Origin of the sequence: Mesorhizobium sp. M1E.F.Ca.ET.045.02.1.1 (assembly GCF_003952485.1) — a bacterium.
Taxonomy (GTDB): Bacteria; Pseudomonadota; Alphaproteobacteria; order Rhizobiales; family Rhizobiaceae; genus Mesorhizobium.
In genome coordinates this window covers 2295247-2311925 of the sequence record NZ_CP034447.1, presented here as the reverse complement: position 1 = coordinate 2311925, position 16679 = coordinate 2295247, and the positions used below count along the sequence as shown (strand labels likewise).

General features: G+C 62.8%; 20 protein-coding genes and 1 other RNA gene. 8 read left to right on the top strand and 13 right to left on the bottom strand.

Annotation, left to right across the window (positions count from 1 at the left end):
- Window positions 1-55 precede the first annotated feature (55 nt).
- The gene (locus tag EJ070_RS11225) at window positions 56-532 is read left to right on the top strand and encodes a DUF1772 domain-containing protein (protein ID WP_126091421.1); all 477 of its coding nucleotides are present in this window, start codon (window positions 56-58) and stop codon (window positions 530-532) included.
- 31 nt (window positions 533-563) lie between these two features.
- On the opposite strand, the gene EJ070_RS11220 is transcribed toward EJ070_RS11225, so the two are convergent.
- The 3 genes from EJ070_RS11220 to EJ070_RS11210 form a co-directional block, all read right to left on the bottom strand.
- A complete protein-coding gene (locus tag EJ070_RS11220) occupies window positions 564-875 on the bottom strand; it encodes a SelT/SelW/SelH family protein (protein ID WP_126091420.1) in 312 nt (103 codons plus the stop codon).
- 18 nt (window positions 876-893) lie between these two features.
- Window positions 894-1643 carry a YebC/PmpR family DNA-binding transcriptional regulator gene (locus EJ070_RS11215; protein WP_126091419.1) on the bottom strand — a complete coding sequence of 250 codons (750 nt, stop codon included), beginning with the start codon at window positions 1641-1643 and terminating at the stop codon, window positions 894-896.
- 225 nt (window positions 1644-1868) lie between these two features.
- On the bottom strand, window positions 1869-2192 hold the full coding sequence (locus tag EJ070_RS11210) for a metalloregulator ArsR/SmtB family transcription factor (RefSeq protein ID WP_126091418.1): 324 nt from the start codon (window positions 2190-2192) through the stop codon (window positions 1869-1871).
- A 51-nt stretch (window positions 2193-2243) separates the two neighbouring features.
- Here EJ070_RS11210 and EJ070_RS11205 point away from each other — a divergent pair, with 51 nt between their 5' ends.
- From EJ070_RS11205 to EJ070_RS11195, 3 genes are read left to right on the top strand one after another with little or no spacing between them, the layout of a single operon-like run.
- Window positions 2244-2726 carry an SRPBCC domain-containing protein gene (locus EJ070_RS11205; protein ID WP_126091417.1) on the top strand — a complete coding sequence of 161 codons (483 nt, stop codon included), beginning with the start codon at window positions 2244-2246 and terminating at the stop codon, window positions 2724-2726.
- Between the two features lie 23 nt (window positions 2727-2749).
- Window positions 2750-3145, top strand: a complete 396-nt coding sequence (locus EJ070_RS11200) for a VOC family protein (protein WP_126095708.1) — start codon at window positions 2750-2752, stop codon at window positions 3143-3145.
- A 19-nt stretch (window positions 3146-3164) separates the two neighbouring features.
- Window positions 3165-3632 carry an SRPBCC family protein gene (locus EJ070_RS11195; RefSeq protein WP_126091416.1) on the top strand — a complete coding sequence of 156 codons (468 nt, stop codon included), beginning with the start codon at window positions 3165-3167 and terminating at the stop codon, window positions 3630-3632.
- Between the two features lie 24 nt (window positions 3633-3656).
- On the opposite strand, the gene EJ070_RS11190 is transcribed toward EJ070_RS11195, so the two are convergent.
- From EJ070_RS11190 to ssrS, 4 genes are all read right to left on the bottom strand, one after another.
- Window positions 3657-4421 carry a TerC family protein gene (locus EJ070_RS11190; protein ID WP_126091415.1) on the bottom strand — a complete coding sequence of 255 codons (765 nt, stop codon included), beginning with the start codon at window positions 4419-4421 and terminating at the stop codon, window positions 3657-3659.
- A 144-nt stretch (window positions 4422-4565) separates the two neighbouring features.
- Window positions 4566-5390 carry a YmdB family metallophosphoesterase gene (locus EJ070_RS11185; protein WP_126091414.1) on the bottom strand — a complete coding sequence of 275 codons (825 nt, stop codon included), beginning with the start codon at window positions 5388-5390 and terminating at the stop codon, window positions 4566-4568.
- Between the two features lie 78 nt (window positions 5391-5468).
- Window positions 5469-6056: a 5-formyltetrahydrofolate cyclo-ligase gene (locus EJ070_RS11180; RefSeq protein WP_126091413.1), complete on the bottom strand. Its 588-nt coding sequence runs from the start codon at window positions 6054-6056 to the stop codon at window positions 5469-5471.
- 81 nt (window positions 6057-6137) lie between these two features.
- A non-coding RNA gene (ssrS, locus tag EJ070_RS11175) (6S RNA) lies at window positions 6138-6293 on the bottom strand.
- Window positions 6294-6443: 150 nt separating this feature from the next.
- Between ssrS and EJ070_RS11170 the strand changes: the two genes are divergently transcribed.
- The 4 genes from EJ070_RS11170 to msrB all read left to right on the top strand — a co-directional run bounded on the left by EJ070_RS11170 (window position 6444) and on the right by msrB (window position 9789).
- Window positions 6444-7283 (top strand): MoxR family ATPase, encoded by an 840-nt coding sequence (locus EJ070_RS11170; RefSeq protein WP_126091412.1) that lies wholly within the window; start codon window positions 6444-6446, stop codon window positions 7281-7283.
- A 102-nt stretch (window positions 7284-7385) separates the two neighbouring features.
- The gene (locus EJ070_RS11165; RefSeq protein WP_126091411.1) at window positions 7386-7832 is read left to right on the top strand and encodes a GNAT family N-acetyltransferase; all 447 of its coding nucleotides are present in this window, start codon (window positions 7386-7388) and stop codon (window positions 7830-7832) included.
- A 7-nt stretch (window positions 7833-7839) separates the two neighbouring features.
- The gene (locus tag EJ070_RS11160) at window positions 7840-9030 is read left to right on the top strand and encodes a VWA domain-containing protein (RefSeq protein WP_126091410.1); all 1191 of its coding nucleotides are present in this window, start codon (window positions 7840-7842) and stop codon (window positions 9028-9030) included.
- 354 nt (window positions 9031-9384) lie between these two features.
- Window positions 9385-9789 (top strand): peptide-methionine (R)-S-oxide reductase MsrB, encoded by a 405-nt coding sequence (msrB, locus tag EJ070_RS11150; RefSeq protein ID WP_126091409.1) that lies wholly within the window; start codon window positions 9385-9387, stop codon window positions 9787-9789.
- 70 nt (window positions 9790-9859) lie between these two features.
- Here the strand turns inward: msrB and EJ070_RS11145 are convergent, their stop codons facing one another.
- The 6 genes from EJ070_RS11145 to EJ070_RS11115 all read right to left on the bottom strand — a co-directional run bounded on the left by EJ070_RS11145 (window position 9860) and on the right by EJ070_RS11115 (window position 16615).
- Window positions 9860-10159 (bottom strand): hypothetical protein, encoded by a 300-nt coding sequence (locus EJ070_RS11145; RefSeq protein ID WP_126091408.1) that lies wholly within the window; start codon window positions 10157-10159, stop codon window positions 9860-9862.
- A 7-nt stretch (window positions 10160-10166) separates the two neighbouring features.
- Window positions 10167-10607, bottom strand: coding sequence for a DUF4268 domain-containing protein (locus EJ070_RS11140; RefSeq protein WP_126091407.1), 441 nt, complete (start codon window positions 10605-10607; stop codon window positions 10167-10169).
- A 21-nt stretch (window positions 10608-10628) separates the two neighbouring features.
- A complete protein-coding gene (locus tag EJ070_RS11135) occupies window positions 10629-10889 on the bottom strand; it encodes a DUF2312 domain-containing protein (protein WP_040974416.1) in 261 nt (86 codons plus the stop codon).
- A 403-nt stretch (window positions 10890-11292) separates the two neighbouring features.
- Complete coding sequence (pyc, locus tag EJ070_RS11125; protein ID WP_126091406.1) at window positions 11293-14751, bottom strand: pyruvate carboxylase; 3459 nt, start codon at window positions 14749-14751, stop codon at window positions 11293-11295.
- A 260-nt stretch (window positions 14752-15011) separates the two neighbouring features.
- Window positions 15012-16130, bottom strand: a complete 1119-nt coding sequence (locus EJ070_RS11120) for a branched-chain amino acid ABC transporter substrate-binding protein (RefSeq protein WP_126091405.1) — start codon at window positions 16128-16130, stop codon at window positions 15012-15014.
- Between the two features lie 137 nt (window positions 16131-16267).
- Window positions 16268-16615 (bottom strand): DUF6867 family protein, encoded by a 348-nt coding sequence (locus tag EJ070_RS11115; protein WP_126091404.1) that lies wholly within the window; start codon window positions 16613-16615, stop codon window positions 16268-16270.
- Between the last annotated feature and the right edge of the window lie 64 nt (window positions 16616-16679).

Below are 16679 nucleotides of genomic sequence, written 5' to 3'. Positions count from 1 at the left end.
TGTTCCTCATGTTTTGAAAAACCACTTCGCGCTAACCGAAACGGGAGCAACCGACATGATGAAACTTCTTCCTACCGTCATTTTCATCGCCGCGATCGGCTCCGGCGTCGTCGGCGGCGTCTTTTTCGCCTTCTCGAACTTCGTCATGCCGGCATTTGCCCGGCTGCCGGCGGCGGGCGGCATCGCCGCAATGAATTCGATCAACGTCACCGTGATCACGCCGACCTTCATGACGGCGCTCTTCGGCACCGGCCTGATCTGCCTGGCGCTGATCGCGGCCGCCATCATGGGCTGGAGCCAGCCGGGCTCGTTCTGGCTGCTTGCCGGCGCTGTGATCTACCTGATCGGCAACCCGATCGTGACCATGGTCTTCAACGTGCCGCTCAACGACGCGCTCGCTGCCGTCGATCCGGCGAGCGCGAACGGCGCCACGGTATGGACAAACTATCTGAGCGAATGGGTGATGTGGAACCATGTCCGCACCATCACCGCGATCGTGGCGATGGCATGCTTCATCATGGCTTTGATCTGAAGACAGCACTCCGCCATGCAAAAACCCCGCCTCAGGCGGGGTCTGTCTTCTTGTGCGTTTTGCGGTCGGCATGACCGAGATCGCGATCCGGGTCGATGACGTCGCGGACCAGCTGCTTGAGTTTCGCCGCGTCCGGAAAGCCGCCGTCGCGCTTGCGCTCCCATATAAGCTGATCGTTGCAAGCAATGGTGAAGATGCCGCCGGTGCCCGGCACCAGCGTCACCTCGCCGAGATCGGTGCCGAAGGTCGACAGCAGTTCCTGCGCCATCCAGCCTGCACGCAACAGCCACAGGCATTGCGTGCAGTAGGTGATGCGGATGGTCGGAAGCGGCTTCTCGTTCATATCGGATCGCGCAGCCGGTCAGGCCGCGCTGAGCTTGGCCATCGTCTCGTCGTCGACCTCGAAATTGGCGTAGACGCTCTGTACGTCGTCGTCGTCCTCGAGGGTGGCGACGAGCTTCATCAGCGACTGCGCCCGCTCTTCATCGACCGGGACATTGTTCTGCGGCTGCCAGATCGGCTTCACCGATTCCGCTTCGCCAAGCGCGGCTTCGAGCGACTTCGACACGTCGCCGAGATTCTCGAAGCTGCAGTAGATGGTGTGGCCTTCCTCGTCCGACTCCACGTCGTCCGCGCCGGCTTCGATCGCGGCTTCCATCACCTTGTCGGCGTCACCGGCCGAGGCCGGATAGTAGATCTCGCCAACCCGGTTCCACATGAACGACACCGATCCGGTTTCGCCGAGCGCCCCGCCGGCCTTGGTGAAGGCGGCGCGTACGTTCGAGGCCGAGCGGTTGCGGTTGTCGGTCAGCGCCTCGACGATCAGTGCCACGCCGCCCGGGCCGTAGCCCTCGTAGCGCACGGCTTCGTAGTTTTCGCCGTCGCCGGCGGAAGCCTTGTTGATGGCGCGCTGGATGTTGTCCTTCGGCATCGAGACAGCCTTGGCGTTCTGCACGGCAAGACGCAGCCGCGGGTTCATCGCCGGGTCCGGCGTGCCGGTCTTGGCGGCGACGGTGATTTCGCGCGCCAGCTTGGAAAACATTTTCGACCGCACCGCGTCCTGACGGCCCTTGCGGTGCATGATGTTCTTGAACTGTGAATGGCCAGCCATGGCACCCCTGTCGTGTTCGGCTAGAGCATTTTTCGACCGGGCGCGATGACCCGGCATCGGCAAAATGCTCGAATTCAAATTTCCAGAACGTCTGGGCCATGCCTGCGAAGGCATGCGGCGCTCTCTGTCGGAATGGCCGGCTTATAGATAAATCGGCTCAATTCGTCCAGCCGCGCCGTCGGCCCGGTGTCAAGGCAGCCTGGCATATGTCTGGCGCGGACCGGATCAACCCTCCAGATCGGATTTGAGCCGGTCGAGGATGGTGATCGCGTGGCCGGCATACTGGCTGATCCAGCGGTCGTGGATCTGCTTGATCGGCAAAGCGTTGAGATGGTTCCAGCGTTCGCGCCCCTCGCGCCGCGCCACGACCAGATCGGCCTCTTCGAGCACCTTCAGATGCATCATCACTGTGCAGCGGTCCATGTCCGGAAAAGCCTCGCAGAGCGCGCCCGTGGTCCTCGGCTGATCCTTCAGGCGGTCCAGCAGCTCGCGCCGGCGCGGATGCGCCAAAGCCTTGAAAACATGGTCGTCCGCGGTTTGACTTGACATGTTATATTTCTATAACATATCGTTTGGACGATCAAGGAAGGAGCTGTGGATATGTCCCTTGGATTCAGGATTTCCGGGCGCATCGGCAAACCGGTCGCCGAGGTCTTCGACGCGGTGGTCAATCCGACGAAGCTCAGCGGCTACTTCACCACCATCGGCGGCGCCTCCGCCCCACTGGTCGCCGGCACCACCGTGACCTGGTGGAAGACGGTGCCTGTCGAAGTGGACGAAGTGACGAAAGACAAGCGCATCGTGCTGCGCTGGGACGCGACCGACGCCGAGGGCAAACCAGCCTACAAGACCCGGATCGAGATGAATTTCGAACGGCTGGATGACGGCGGCACCTTCGTCACCATCGCCGAGAGCGGCTGGCGCGAAGGCGAGGTTGGCCTTAAGAAATCCTACCTCAATTGCGAGGGCTGGTCGCAGATGCTGGCCTGCATGAAGGCCTATCTCGAATACGGCATCAATTTGCGCGACGGCTACTATCGCGCCGAGTTGAAGGGCGAGCCCGCCAACGAAACCAACATCTGAGCCCAATCTCGGAGCCAGGGAGGATTGCTGTGAAAGTAACCCCGTTCCTGATGTTCGAAGGCCGGGCCGAGGAGGCCATGACCCTCTATTGCGAGACCATTCCGGAAAGCAGCATCCTCGACGTCACGCGCTACGGTGCAGGCGAGGATGGACCCGAGGGAAGCGTCAAGCTGGCACGCGCCTCGATAGGAGGCACGGAGGTGATGATCTTCAACAGCCCGGTGCATCACGCTTTCGCCTTCACGCCGTCATTCTCGTTCTTTGTCGACTGTTCGTCCGACCAGGAACACGAGCGCATTATCGACGTTCTGTCCAAGGACGGTTCGTTCCTGATGCCGCCCGGCAATTACGGCTTCAGCCGCCGTTTCGCCTGGCTCAACGACCGGTCCGGCGTCTCCTGGCAGATCAACCTGCCCTGACCAATTTCAGGAGGATCCAGTGGAACTCAAAGAAGCCCCGACCGCTGAAACCGCAATGCTGATCCGCCGGCCGGTTGCCGAGGTCTTCGAGGCCATCGTCGACCCGGCGATCACCACGAAATTCTGGTTCACGCATTCAAGCGGAAGGCTGGATGGCGGCAAGCCGGTCGAGTGGGAATGGCGCATGTACGGCGTCTCGACCAGGGTCGAGGTCAGCGAGATCGTTCCCAACGAAAAGATCGTCATGCAGTGGAGCGAGCCGCCGACCATGGTGGTCTGGACCTTCACCCAGATGCCTGGCGATGCGACCTTCCTCGAAGTCCGCAATTTCGGCTTCGCCGGCTCCGGCGACGAGCAGGTCAGCCAGGCGATCGATTCAACCGGCGGCTTCACGCTTGTGCTGGCCGGAGCCAAGGCGTGGCTGGAACAGGGGCTGACGCTCGGCCTGATCGGCGACCGTTACCCCAAGGGCCTCTCGGCCGGGTAGAGGCCGGCCGCTGTGGCTGCGGCCTCAATGCCCTTCGCCGGACCTCTGCTTCTTGCGGTTCCGCGCCAGCATGTTGAGCCCCTCGACCAGCGCCGAAAATCCCATCGCCGTATAGATGTAGCCCTTGGGCACATGGTAGCCCATGCCGTCGGCGATCAGCGTCATGCCGATCATCAGCAGGAAGCCGAGCGCCAGCATGACGATTGTGGGATTCCTGGCGATGAAATTGGCGAGCGGCGTCGCCGCCAGCATCATCACGCTCACCGCCACGATCACCGCGATATACATGATGGCGATCTCGTCGGTCATACCGACGGCGGTGATGATGGAATCGATCGAGAAGACGAGGTCGAGCAAGAGAATCTGGAAGATCGCGCCGGCAAGGCTCAACTGCAGCGTGCCCACCATCGTATCCTGATGGTCCTGCGGGTCGACCGTGTGGTGTATTTCCTTGGTCGCCTTCCAGACCAGGAACAGGCCGCCGGCGATCAGGATCAGGTCGCGCCAGGAAAAGCCATGCCCGAGCGCCGTGAACACCGGCGCCGTCAACTGCACGATGATCGAGATGGTGGCGAGCAGGATGAGGCGCATGACCAGCGCCGCCGAGATGCCGAGCCTGCGGGCGCGGGCGCGCTGCGCTTCGGGCAGCTTGTTGGTCAGGATCGAGATGAAGATCAGATTGTCGATGCCGAGCACGATCTCCAGCACCACCAACGTCAGCAGCGCGATCCACGCGGTCGGATTGGAGACGAAGGCGAAGTGCGGCGCCAGGAATTCGACAAGCTGCATGGAGGTCGTCCCCTCTACGATCCGGAGCAATTCCAGGAAAAGTGCGTAGCGGCTTTCCGTCTGGAATTGCGTAGAAACAAATGTTTGGAGCAGTTTTTCGCGGGTTTCGTCGCCAGTTAGGTACTGGCCTCGCTCATATCAATGTCACGACCAGAAGGATGGCGCCGTTTCCTCCAGCCGCGGCCCGCGACGAAACGGCGCGATCTTCTCGGCAAGCCCCGTGCGGTCGGAAATATCGACACCGATGCCGCACAAGGTCGCGGGTCCATTCGCTGCCTCGAAACGGCCCTTTGGCACTTTCGACAGGAAGCGGTTGAGTGGCTCCTCCTTGTCCATGCCGAGCGAGGAATCGTAGTCGCCGCACATGCCGGCGTCCGAGATATAGGCGGTGCCGCCGTTGAGGATCTGGTGGTCGGCGGTCGGCTGGTGCGTGTGGGTGCCGACCACCAGGCTGGCGCGGCCGTCGACGAAATGCGCGAAGCACATTTTTTCCGACGTCGCCTCGGCGTGGAAATCGATCACCGCCGCATCCGCCTGCTCGCCGAGCGGACAGGCGGCAAGCTCGCGCTCGCCGGCCTGGAACGGATCGTCGAGCTCAGGATGCATGAAGACGCGGCCCATGATGTTGGCAACCAGCACCCGCGCGCCGTTCCTGGCGATGTAGACACCCGAGCCGCGCCCCGGTGTGCCCTTCGGGAAATTGGACGGGCGCAGGAACCGCTCCTCGCGCGGCGCGAAGATCAGCGCGTCGCGCTGGTCCCAGACATGGTTGCCGGTGGTGACGACATCCGCGCCGGCCGCGAGCGTTTCGCGAAAAATCTCCTCGGTGATGCCGAAGCCGCCGGCGGCATTTTCGCCATTGACGATGACGAAGTCGAGCTTGAAGTCGGAAATCAGCCCCGGCAGTTGTTCCCACACCGCCGTGCGCCCAGTTTTTCCGACCATGTCGCCGAGGAAGAGAAGTCTCATACGATCCTGCGCCGAAAGCCCGCCAAGTAAAAGCTGCATGACTTTCCGCAAAAGATCATGCGTTTTTCAAACGCATTTCTACAATTGCGGCGTGAACCGGCGCAACCCGCTCTCGGTGAGTATTTCCGGGATGATCACGTCGTGGTTCTCATCCGGCACCATCGGAACTTCCTGGCAGTCGAAGGCGATACCGATCATCCTGGGTGTCAACCCCTTGTCGGCCAGCCGGGCGATCGCCCGGTCGTAATAGCCGGCGCCGTAGCCGATACGGTGGCCGCGCGCGTCGAAGGCGGCAAGCGGCACCAGCATGAGGGAGGGGTCGAGCACTTCAGCCTCCTCATGCGGCCCGACCGTGCCGAAGCCCATCTCGACCATCGGCGCGCCACGCACCAATTCGCGGAAGACGATCGTGGTCTTGTCGAGGATCGCCGGCAGGCAGAGCCTGGCGCCCTTTTCGCGTAGCGCGAACATCAGCGGCCGCACATCGACCTCGGAGCGCATCGGCCAGAAGCCGGAAACAACCTGGCCCGGTTCGACCGCGATTTGCTCCTTCGCGGTTTCGGCCATTTCGAGCGCGATTTCCACCCGCCAGAACTCGTCGAGCGCATCGCGCCGCGCCAGCGCTTCCTTGCGGAGATGTCTTTTCAGGTCTTTGGAATGTGTCATGCGCAGACGCTAGAAAAGGCCGGATCTGGATGGAGTTTCAGGAGCGACGTTTTCTACCGCGCCAATCCCAAATCGGGAAAGTGACGATCCACACAACCGGTGGAGAGGTCGATCCCGGGTGCCTACAAAGTAGGTGGGCGCCGTGTGAGAAAACCCACGGGTCTTCCCAGGGACAGCTCCCTAAGGATCGATAAGGCCCCGGGGATAAGTTTCTCCTGCCGGGAAGCGCAGACCGCCAGCGCCAATATAGGCCGATGGTTAGCCGAGCGCCAGAAGGACGGCCGTCCAAGGGCCGGCAAAAATGTGCCGTGCACCTTGCGGCGCTGCTGCGCCTTGCACAGCCGGGGCAGCGTCCTTACGGTCGCGGCCAGACGATCGGGAGAAAAAATGCGCTTCGAAGGCACCGCGGCTTACGTCGCCGACAAGGATCTGATGGTTGCGGTCAACGCCGCGATCGCGCTTGAGCGGCCCTTGCTGGTCAAGGGCGAGCCGGGCACCGGCAAGACGGAGCTCGCCCGTCAGGTGGCGTCAGCGCTCGGGCTGGATTTCATCGAATGGAACGTCAAGTCGACCACCAAGGCGCAGCAGGGTCTCTACGAATACGACGCCGTCTCGCGGCTGCGCGACAGCCAGCTCGGCGACGACCGTTTCAGCGACATCAGGAACTACATCAAGCGCGGCAAGCTTTGGGACGCTTTCGCGGCCCGGAAGAAAGTGGTTCTGCTGATCGACGAGATCGACAAGGCCGACATCGAGTTCCCGAACGACCTCTTGCAGGAACTCGACCGGATGGAGTTCTTCGTCTACGAGACCGGCGAGACCATCCGCGCCGATTTCAGGCCGATCGTCATCATCACCTCGAACAACGAGAAGGAACTGCCGGACGCTTTCCTGCGCCGCTGCTTCTTCCACTACATCCGCTTCCCCGACATCGAGACGCTGCATCGCATCGTCGACGTGCACTATCCGGGCATCAAGCAGAACCTGGTGCGTGCCGCGCTCACCCAGTTCTACGAGATCCGCGAGGTACCGGGGCTCAAGAAGAAGCCGTCGACCTCCGAAGCGCTCGACTGGATCCGCCTGCTCGTCGCCGACGACATCGCGCCGGAGGACCTGCGCGCCGACCCCAAGAACGCGCTGCCGAAACTGCATGGCGCGCTGTTGAAGAACGAGCAGGACGTGCATCTGTTCGAGCGGCTTGCCTTCATGGCCAGGCGCCAACAATAGCTGGCAGCAATAGGCAGGCAGCAACAGCGCTTTCCTGGCCTCTGGACCGTTGCCGGCATTCGGCCGCTGCCGCAGCTTCGGACCAGGCATTGGAGGAGAAAAATGTCCGAGATCACCACCCGCCCGCTCGCGCAGACCGACCACGCCGACTGGCGGCGCCTGTGGACCGCCTACCTCACCTTCTACGAGACCAAGCTGCCGGACGAGGTCTACGACGTCACCTGGAAGCGGCTGTTCACGCCGGGCGAGTTCGAGCCGAAGGGTTTTATCGCCACGCTCGATGGCAAGGCGGTGGGCCTGACCCACTATCTCTACCACCGCTCCTGCTGGTCGGAAAAAAACAACTGCTATCTGCAGGACCTGTTCGCCGACCCGGACGTGCGTGGCAAAGGCGTCGGCGCGGCACTGATCAAAGCCGTGCAGGACGAGGCCGGCAAGATCGGCGTGAAGAACGTCTACTGGATGACGCACGAGACCAACGCCACCGCGCGCCGGCTCTACGACCATGTGGCGCGGCGCACCGGCTTCATCGAATACGATCTGCTATAAGGGGCCGATGTTCATCCCCTTTTTCCTCGAACTGAAGGCCGCGCGGGTTCCCGTTTCGCTCCGGGAGTATCTGTCGCTGCTGGAAGGCTTGGAGGCCGGGCTGGTCGACTACGACGTCGAGGGCTTTTACTACCTGGCGCGCTCGGCCCTGGTGAAGGACGAGCGCCACATCGACCGTTTCGACCAGGTGTTCACGCATGTCTTCAAGGGCGTCGAGGCGCTTTCCGGTCCCGACGCCGTCGATGTCGCCAATATCCCCGAGGAATGGCTGCGCCGGCTCGCCGAAAAGCACCTGACCGACGAGGAGAAGAAGTTGGTCGAGGCGCTGGGCGGTTTCGACAAGCTGATGGAAACCCTGAAGCAGCGGCTGGAGGAGCAGAAGGGCCGGCACCAGGGCGGCTCGAAATGGATCGGCACCGGCGGCACCTCGCCTTTCGGCGCCTATGGCTACAATCCGGAAGGCGTGCGCATCGGCCAGCACGAGAGCCGGCATCGCCGCGCGGTAAAGGTCTGGGACAAGCGCGAGTTCAGGAATTTCGATGACGCCGTCGAGCTCGGCAAGCGCAACATCAAGGTGGCGCTGAAGCGGCTGCGCCGCTGGGTGCGCGAGGGCGCCGAGGAAGAATTCGACCTGCCCGGCACCATCCATGCCACCGCCGAACATGGCTATCTCGACGTGAAAACCCGGCCCGAGCGGCGCAACGCGGTGAAGCTTCTGATGTTCTTCGACGTCGGCGGCTCGATGGACGATCATATCAAGGGCGTCGAGGAACTGTTCTCCGCCGCCCGCGCCGAGTTCCGCCAGCTCGAATATTTCTACTTCCACAACTGCCTTTACGAGCGCGTCTGGAAGGACAATCGACGGCGGCTTGCCGAGACGATCCCGACCTTCGACCTCATCCACAAATACGGGCCTGACTACAAGGTGATCGTGGTCGGCGATGCCTCGATGAGCCCTTACGAGATCGTGCATCCCGGCGGCTCGGTCGAGCACTGGAACCCGGAGGCCGGCGGTGTCTGGCTCGGGCGGCTGCTGCAGCAATGGCCGAATGCGGTGTGGCTGAATCCGGAAGCTGAAAAGAACTGGCGCTACACCCACTCGATCGCCATGATCCGCGACATCTTCGGCGGCCGCATGTTCCCGCTGACGCTCGCCGGGCTTGAGGCCGCTACGAAACAGCTCTCGAGGAAGCATTGAGCGTGGTGGCAACTACAAATCGCCAAAGTCGGCGCCGCCCCTCATCCCCCTGCCGGGACCTTCTCCCCGTATAGTGACGGGGAGAAGGGGGCTGGCCGCAACCTCGGCGTCCTTCCTGCAATGCTGGCGATTAGCGAAACCATCAATGAGAGCGCCCTTCTCCCCGTCACTATACGGGGAGAGGATGCCGGCAGACAGGTGAGGGGCAGCGCCAACGATAATAGGCACGGGCTAATTCGAAACCAGCGGCGATTGCCCGGTCAGTCCCGGTACTGGGCAGGCCTGTAACAAATGCCTATGTTGGGGCGAATATCGGTTGCACCAACAACGAGCCGCCAAGGCCGAGGAGATTTCATGGACACCCACGCCTTTCCCGTCACCCGCAGCGATGCCGAATGGCGCGCACGGCTGACGCCGGAGCAATATGCCGTCATGCGCAACCACGGCACCGAGCGTCCCGGAAGCTGCGCCCTGCTTTATGAGAAGCGCGCCGGCACGTTCTTTTGCGTCGGCTGCGACCAGCCGCTGTTCGAATCCAAGCTGAAATTCGAGAGCGGCACCGGCTGGCCGAGCTTCAACGATCCGGTCCCGGGCTCGATCGAGACCACCGTCGACCGCAGCTACGGCATGGTCCGCACCGAGTGCCACTGCTCGCGCTGCGGCAGCCATCTCGGCCATGTCTTCGAGGACGGCCCGCCGCCGACCGGCCTGCGCTACTGCATCAACGGCGTGGCGCTGCGCTTCGAGCCGGCGGCCTGACCGGCGCCTGACCAGCATTTCCAAGGGCGGCTTCGGCCGCCCTTTTTGTCTGAGCGGCATCGGGCGCCCGTCAGGCAATAACTGTCGCGATCAGCCAGAGCGCCGAGCCCAGCATCATCAGCGTTGCCTTCGTGCCGCCGGCCTTCTCCGCCGTTCGCCAGACTGCCAGGGCGAGAAAGATGTTGTAGGGCACCGGCAGGAGATGCACCGTAAGAACCAGCCAGAGCGGCAGCTTCAGCCCGAGCAGGACGAGCGCCACCGCCGACGAGGCGATGTTGATCGCCGTGCCGATGAGCAGCATGTCGCGCCAGAACAACCGGTCGAGCGGCGTTTTGCCTTGCCAGCGGGATTTGAAGAAGTCCGCCGCCATAGGCCAGCTAGTCCTGCCTCAGCACTTCAGTCACGGCGCGCTCGAAACGCGAGCATTCCGTCGCCAGCCAGTCGGCCATGGCCGGCCAGTTGTCCTCGGCGAAGCAGTTGACCCGCCACTGCGAGTTGATGCCAAGGTTTTGCGCGCTCTGCTCCGGCCTGAGCTTCAGTCGGGCCTCGATTGCCGGCTGGAAAGGCTTCAGCCTTGTCCAGACTTCCGTTGCGCCGAGCTTTTCGTTGCGGCCGAAGAAGACGCCGACCACATTCTCGCTCGGCGCGACATACATGGAAAGAACCAGGCCGAACTCCGGCAGCCCGCGCTGCCAGAACCACGGCCCGCGTCTCGCCAGGCGGGCTCTCTCTTCCGGATGCCGCTCGGCGAACAGCGTCCAGAAGCCGCGATGGCGGAACTCCGAAGCGCGATGGCCGCCGAAGTCGAACTCACTCATGGCCGGCCCCGGCCATGAGGCTTAGACCATCCCGAGCGCGGCCTTGTACAGATCGAGGATGGACTCCTCCTCCTGGCGCTCGGCCTGGTCCTTCTTGCGCAGCCGGACGATGGTGCGGATCGCCTTGGTGTCGAAGCCGGTGCCCTTGGCCTCGGCATAGACGTCCTTGATGTCGTCGGAAATCGTCTTCTTCTCCTCCTCGAGGCGCTCGATGCGCTCGATGATGGCGCGCAGCTGGCCGGCGGCTACAGTCTGGCTGGTCTCGGTGATCTCGTCGGCCATTTTTTTCTCCGCGTCGTTTTCTCACCGGCGACTCGCAAGGGAGGCCGGCAATTTCGAGCGGGTTCGATGCCCGAGCGGACGCTGCTGGTCAAGCCGTTATTGCTGTGGCATGAAAGGCTTGCTGCTTCAGAGGCCGGCGCTGCCCCTCATTGTCCTGCCGGACATTTCTCCCCGTATAGTGACGGGGAGAAAGACACTGTCATCGCCGGCTTCGCCAATCACTGGCGTTGAAGGAAAGCGCGCCAAAGTTGCGGCCAGCCACTTTCTCCCCGTTTTACGGGGAGAAATGCCCGGCAGGGCAAATGAGGGGCAGCGCCGACATCGACAGCTAGCCCTCGACCAACGCACAGTCTCGTTGTGTCAAGAAGTTCCGTTAAGCTGCCTGCCTTCAAACAGCTTTGTCTCAACCGAATGCGATCAGCAAATCCTTGGCGTCGATCTGGTCGCCGGCCTTGACCAGCACTTCGGCGACCACGCCGTCGCGCTCGGCATGCAGCGCCGTCTCCATCTTCATCGCCTCGATCGAGAGCAGCACATCGCCGGCCTTGACGGCCTGCCCGGCGGCAACCGCGAGCGCGGAGACCACCCCCGGCATCGGCGCGCCGATATGCGCCTCGTTGCCGGGCTCCGCCTTGCGCCGCGCCTTGGCGGCCGAGGCGCCATGCGCGCGGTCCGGCACCTTCACGCGGCGTGGCTGGCCGTTGAGCTCGAAAAAGACGGTGACCATGCCCTTTTCGTCGACGTCGCCGAACGCCTGGCAGCGTACGACCAGCGTCTTGCCCTTCTCGATGTCGACGAAGATCTCGTCTTCCGACTTCATGCCGTAGAAATAGGTCGGCGTCGGCAGCACGCTGACGGGGCCATAGGTTTCCTGCGCGGCGGCGAAGTCGGTGAAGACCTTCGGATACATCAGCCAGGAGGCGAACTCGAACTCGCTGAGCTTGCGCTCCAGCTTCTCCTCGATCTCCTTGCGGCTGGCCTTGAGGTTCGCCGGCTTGAGCAGCGAGCCCGGCCGCACAGTGATCGGCTTCTCGCCCTTCAGCACCTTCTTCTGCAGCGCTTGCGGCCATCCGCCGGGCGACTGGCCGAGATCGCCGCGCAGCATCGAGACGACCGAATCCGGGAAGGCGATGTCCTTCGCCGGGTTTTCGACATCGGCGACGGTGAGATCCTGGCTCACCATCATCAGCGCCATGTCGCCGACCACCTTCGACGACGGCGTCACCTTGACGATGTCGCCGAACATCAGGTTGACGTCGTGATAGGCCTGCGCCACCTCGTGCCAGCGTGTTTCCAGCCCGAGCGAGCGGGCCTGCTCCTTGAGGTTGGTGAACTGGCCGCCCGGCATTTCGTGGAGATAAACCTCGGAAGCCGGTCCCTTGAGGTCGCTTTCGAAGGCGGCATACTGGTTGCGCACCGCTTCCCAGTAGAAGGAGATGTGCCGGATCCACTGCGGATCGAGGCCGGGATCGCGCTCGGTTCCCTTGAGCGCCTCGACGATCGAGCCGAGGCAGGGCTGCGAGGTGTTGCCGGAGAAGGAATCCATCGCCGCATCGATGGCGTCGACGCCGGTCTCGACCGCCGCCAGCACCGTGGCGGCGGACAGGCCGGACGTGTCATGCGTGTGGAAATGGATCGGCAGGTCGGTCTCTTCGCGCAGCGCCTTGAACAGCGCGCGCGCCGCCGACGGCTTCAAAAGCCCGGCCATGTCCTTGACGGCGATGATATGCGCGCCGGCGGCTTCCAGTTCCTTCGCCAGCGCGACATAATATTTGAGATCGTATTTGGCCCGAGCCGGGTCGAGGATGTCGCCGGTGTAGCACATCGCCGCTTCGATCAGCTTGCCCTCGGCGCCCACCGCGTCCATGGCGACGCGCATGTTCTCGACCCAGTTCAGGCAGTCGAAGACGCGGAACAGGTCGACGCCGCCGGCGGCCGCCTGTTTGACGAAATGCTGCACGACATTGTCGGGATAGTTGGTGTAGCCGACGCCGTTGGCGCCGCGCAGAAGCATCTGCAGCAGAAGGTTAGGCGCTGCTTCGCGCACCCGTGACAGCCGCTCCCACGGATCCTCGGTCAGGAAGCGCATGGCGACGTCGAAGGTCGCGCCGCCCCAGCATTCGAGCGACAGGATCTGCGGCAGCGCCCGCGCATAGGTGCCGGCGATACCTGCGATGTCATAGGTGCGCATGCGGGTGGCGAGCAGCGACTGGTGGCCGTCGCGCATCGTCGTGTCGGTGACCAGCACTTGGGCTTGCCCGCGCATCCAGGCCGCGAACTTCTCCGGGCCGAGCGCATCGAACCGCTGCTTGCTGCCGTCCGGAAGCTTGCCGTTGAGATAGGGCACGACAGGCGCCGCGGCATCGGCTTTGGGCATCGGCCGGCCGCGCGTCTCCGGATGGCCGTTGACGCTGACGTCGGCCAGGTAGTTGAGCAGCTTGGTGGCGCGGTCCTGCCGCTTCACCTGCTGGAACAGTTCCGGCGTCGTGTCGATGAACTTCGTCGTATAGGAATTGTCGGCGAAGCTCGGGTGGTTGATGATCGCTTCGAGGAAGGTGAGGTTGGTCGCGACGCCGCGGATGCGGAATTCGCGCAGCGCCCGGTTCATGCGCGCGATCGCCTCGGCCGGCGTCGGCGCCCAGGCGGTGATCTTCTCCAGCAGCGGATCGTAGAAGCGGGTGATGACCGCGCCCGAATAGGCGGTGCCGCCGTCGAGGCGGATGCCGAAACCGGTCGCGCCGCGATAGGCGGTGATGCGGCCGTAGTCGGGAATGAAATTCTGCTCCGGATCCTCGGTGGTGATGCGGCACTGCAGCGCGTGACCGTTGAGCTTGATGTCCTTCTGCGCCGGTACGCCGGATTCCGGCGTGCCGATGGAGAAGCCGTCGAGGATATGTATCTGCGCCTTCACGATGTCGATGCCGGTCACCATCTCGGTGACGGTATGCTCGACTTGGATACGCGGATTGACTTCGATGAAATAGAATTTGCCGGTGTCGGCGTCCTGCAGGAACTCGACCGTGCCGGCGCCGATATAGCTGGTCTCTTGCGCGATCTTCAGCGCGTAGCCGCAGAGTTCCTGGCGCAGTTCCTCGCTGAGATATGGCGCCGGCGCGCGCTCGACGACCTTCTGGTTGCGGCGCTGGATCGAACAGTCGCGCTCGAACAGATGGACGGCGTTGCCATGCGTGTCGCCGAGCACCTGGACCTCGACATGGCGGGCGCGCTCGATCAGCTTCTCGAGATAGACCTCGTCCTTGCCGAAGGCGGCCTTGGCCTCGCGTTTGCCCTCCATCACCTCGCGGGCGAGATCGGCTTCGGCACGGATGGCGCGCATGCCGCGGCCGCCGCCGCCCCACGAGGCCTTCAACATCACCGGATAGCCGATTCCCGCGGCGAGCTTCTTCACCGCTTCCATGTCGTCCGGGAGCGGATCGGTGGCGGGCACGACCGGCACGCCGACCTCGATCGCCAGGTTGCGCGCAGCGACCTTGTTGCCGAGCCGGCGCATCGTCTCCGGCTTCGGCCCGATGAAGGTGATGCCGGCGGCGGCGCATGCCTCGGCGAATTCCGGGCTCTCCGACAGCAGGCCGTAACCCGGATGGATCGCGTCTGCGCCCGACAGTCTGGCGACGCGGATTACCTCGTCGATCGAAAGATAACTTTCGATCGGACCCATATCCTTGGCGAGATGCGGCCCGCGACCGACCTGGTAGCTTTCGTCGGCCTTGAAGCGGTGCAGCGAATATTTGTCCTCTTCCGCCCAGATGGCCACGGTTTTGAGGCCCAGTTCATTGGCCGCGCGGAAGACGCGGATGGCGATTTCGGACCGGTTGGCGACGAGGATCTTCGTGATTGCCAAGGAATGGGCTCCAGCAGCGGAAAGTGAGGTGAAGGGCAATGATTAGCGTGAAAATGCTGCAGCGCAAACAAAATCGCGCGACAACTAAAACGATTTAAATCGCTCGTTTGCGCCAAACGGCCGCTTGTCTCCCGTCCGGCGGTTCAAGGAGCGCTTTGTAGGCGCTCTCGTGAGGATCGGTTGATGGAAAAACACCCGACAACAAAAATGCCCGGCGCTGAGCGCCGGGCATCTCGAAAAGTCGGCTACAGTTTGCCGGCTTATTTCTCGAAGTAGCTGTACTTGCCGTCCTCGCCCTTCTTCCACTCGTAGATGACATAGTCCGGACGGGTGATGTCGCCCTTGGCATCGTAACCGATCTCGCCGATGGCCGTCTTCCACGGACCGCCGGACTTGATCGTGTCGGCAACCTTCTGCGCGTCGTCGGCGGAGCCGACCTTGGCGATGGCCTGCGAGATGATCTGGATGGCGGCATAGGAGTAGAGCGTATAGGCTTCCGGCTCGAAACCGGCGGCGCGGAACTTCTCGACCACTTCCTTGGCGGCCGGATTCTTGCGCGGATCCGGAGCGAAGGTGTTGAGCGTGCCGGCAACGGCATCGCCGGCGATCGAGGCCAGTTCGTTGGAGACGATGCCGTCGCCGGAGAACAGCGGCGCCTTCAGGCCCTGGTCGGCCGACTGACGGATGATCAGGCCGGCTTCGGTGTGCAGGCCGCCCCAGTAGATCAGGGTGACGCCATTTTCCTTCATCTTGGCGATGAGGGCCGAGAAGTCCTTGTCGCCGACATTCACGCCTTCATACATCACTTCCGTGATGCCGCCGGCGTTCAGGTTCTTCTTGGTCTCGTCGGCGAGGCCCTGGCCGTAAGGCGTCTTGTCGTGGATGATGGCGATCTTGGCGTCCTTGAAGTTCTTGGCGATGTAGTCGCCCGCCACCTTGCCCTGCTGGTCATCGCGACCGCAGGTGCGGAAGGTGTTCCACAGGCCGCGCTCGGTGAGCTTCGGATTGGTCGCTGCCGGCGTCATAACCAGGATGCCGTTTTCCGCATAGACTTCCGACGCGGGAATGGTCACGCCCGAGTTGAAGTGGCCGTCGACGAACTTGACGCCGTCGGCGACGAACTTGTTGGCGACCGAGATGCCCTGCTTGGGATCGGAGACGTCGTCACCGATCTCGAGCTTGAGCTGCTGGCCATTGATGCCGCCCGCCGCGTTGATGTCGGCGACCGCCTGTTCCGCGCCCTTCTGCAGCTGCGCGCCGAAAGCGGCGTTCGGACCGGTGATCGGACCGGCGACGCCGATCAGGATGTCGGCCCACGCGCTGCCGCTGAACGCGATGAACGCGGTCAGCGCCACGGCGGACAAGAGTGATTTTTTCATTGAAACGCTCCCATTTACGGAGTGGGCGTGGATGATACTTTCATGCGATGCCCACCCTTATCGCAGAAAGCATAGAATGCCGATTTTCAGGCACTTGTCACGCCGATTCATCCCTGAAACGACGTTAATCATGAACCTCAACCTTTCGGCTTCCAGCTCAATAAGGAAGCTCTTTCGTAGAGCCAATTATACTGAGTGACCATCTGGTTCGTGCGCGTGTACTGATAACCGAGGAAGCCGAATATCATCAGCACAACGGTATCGACGATGTAATAATGCAGCGAGAACATCGTGCCTCCGAACAGGGCATGATGGATGAACCTTACCCCGATGCCGAGGCCAAGCATGTAAATGAACAGGCGGACGTGGGTGCCCCAGGTCTGGGCCACGGCTTTGCCGGTCATCCAAGCCGCCCCGCCGCCGAGCAGGCCCGTGACGAACAAGAAGTGCCAGATCGAGGCTTCTTCGTAGAGAACGCCCTGCATGATTGATGTCTCCCAACCCTAGAGCAATTCCAGGAAAAGTGTGAAACGGTTTTCCGTCCGGAAT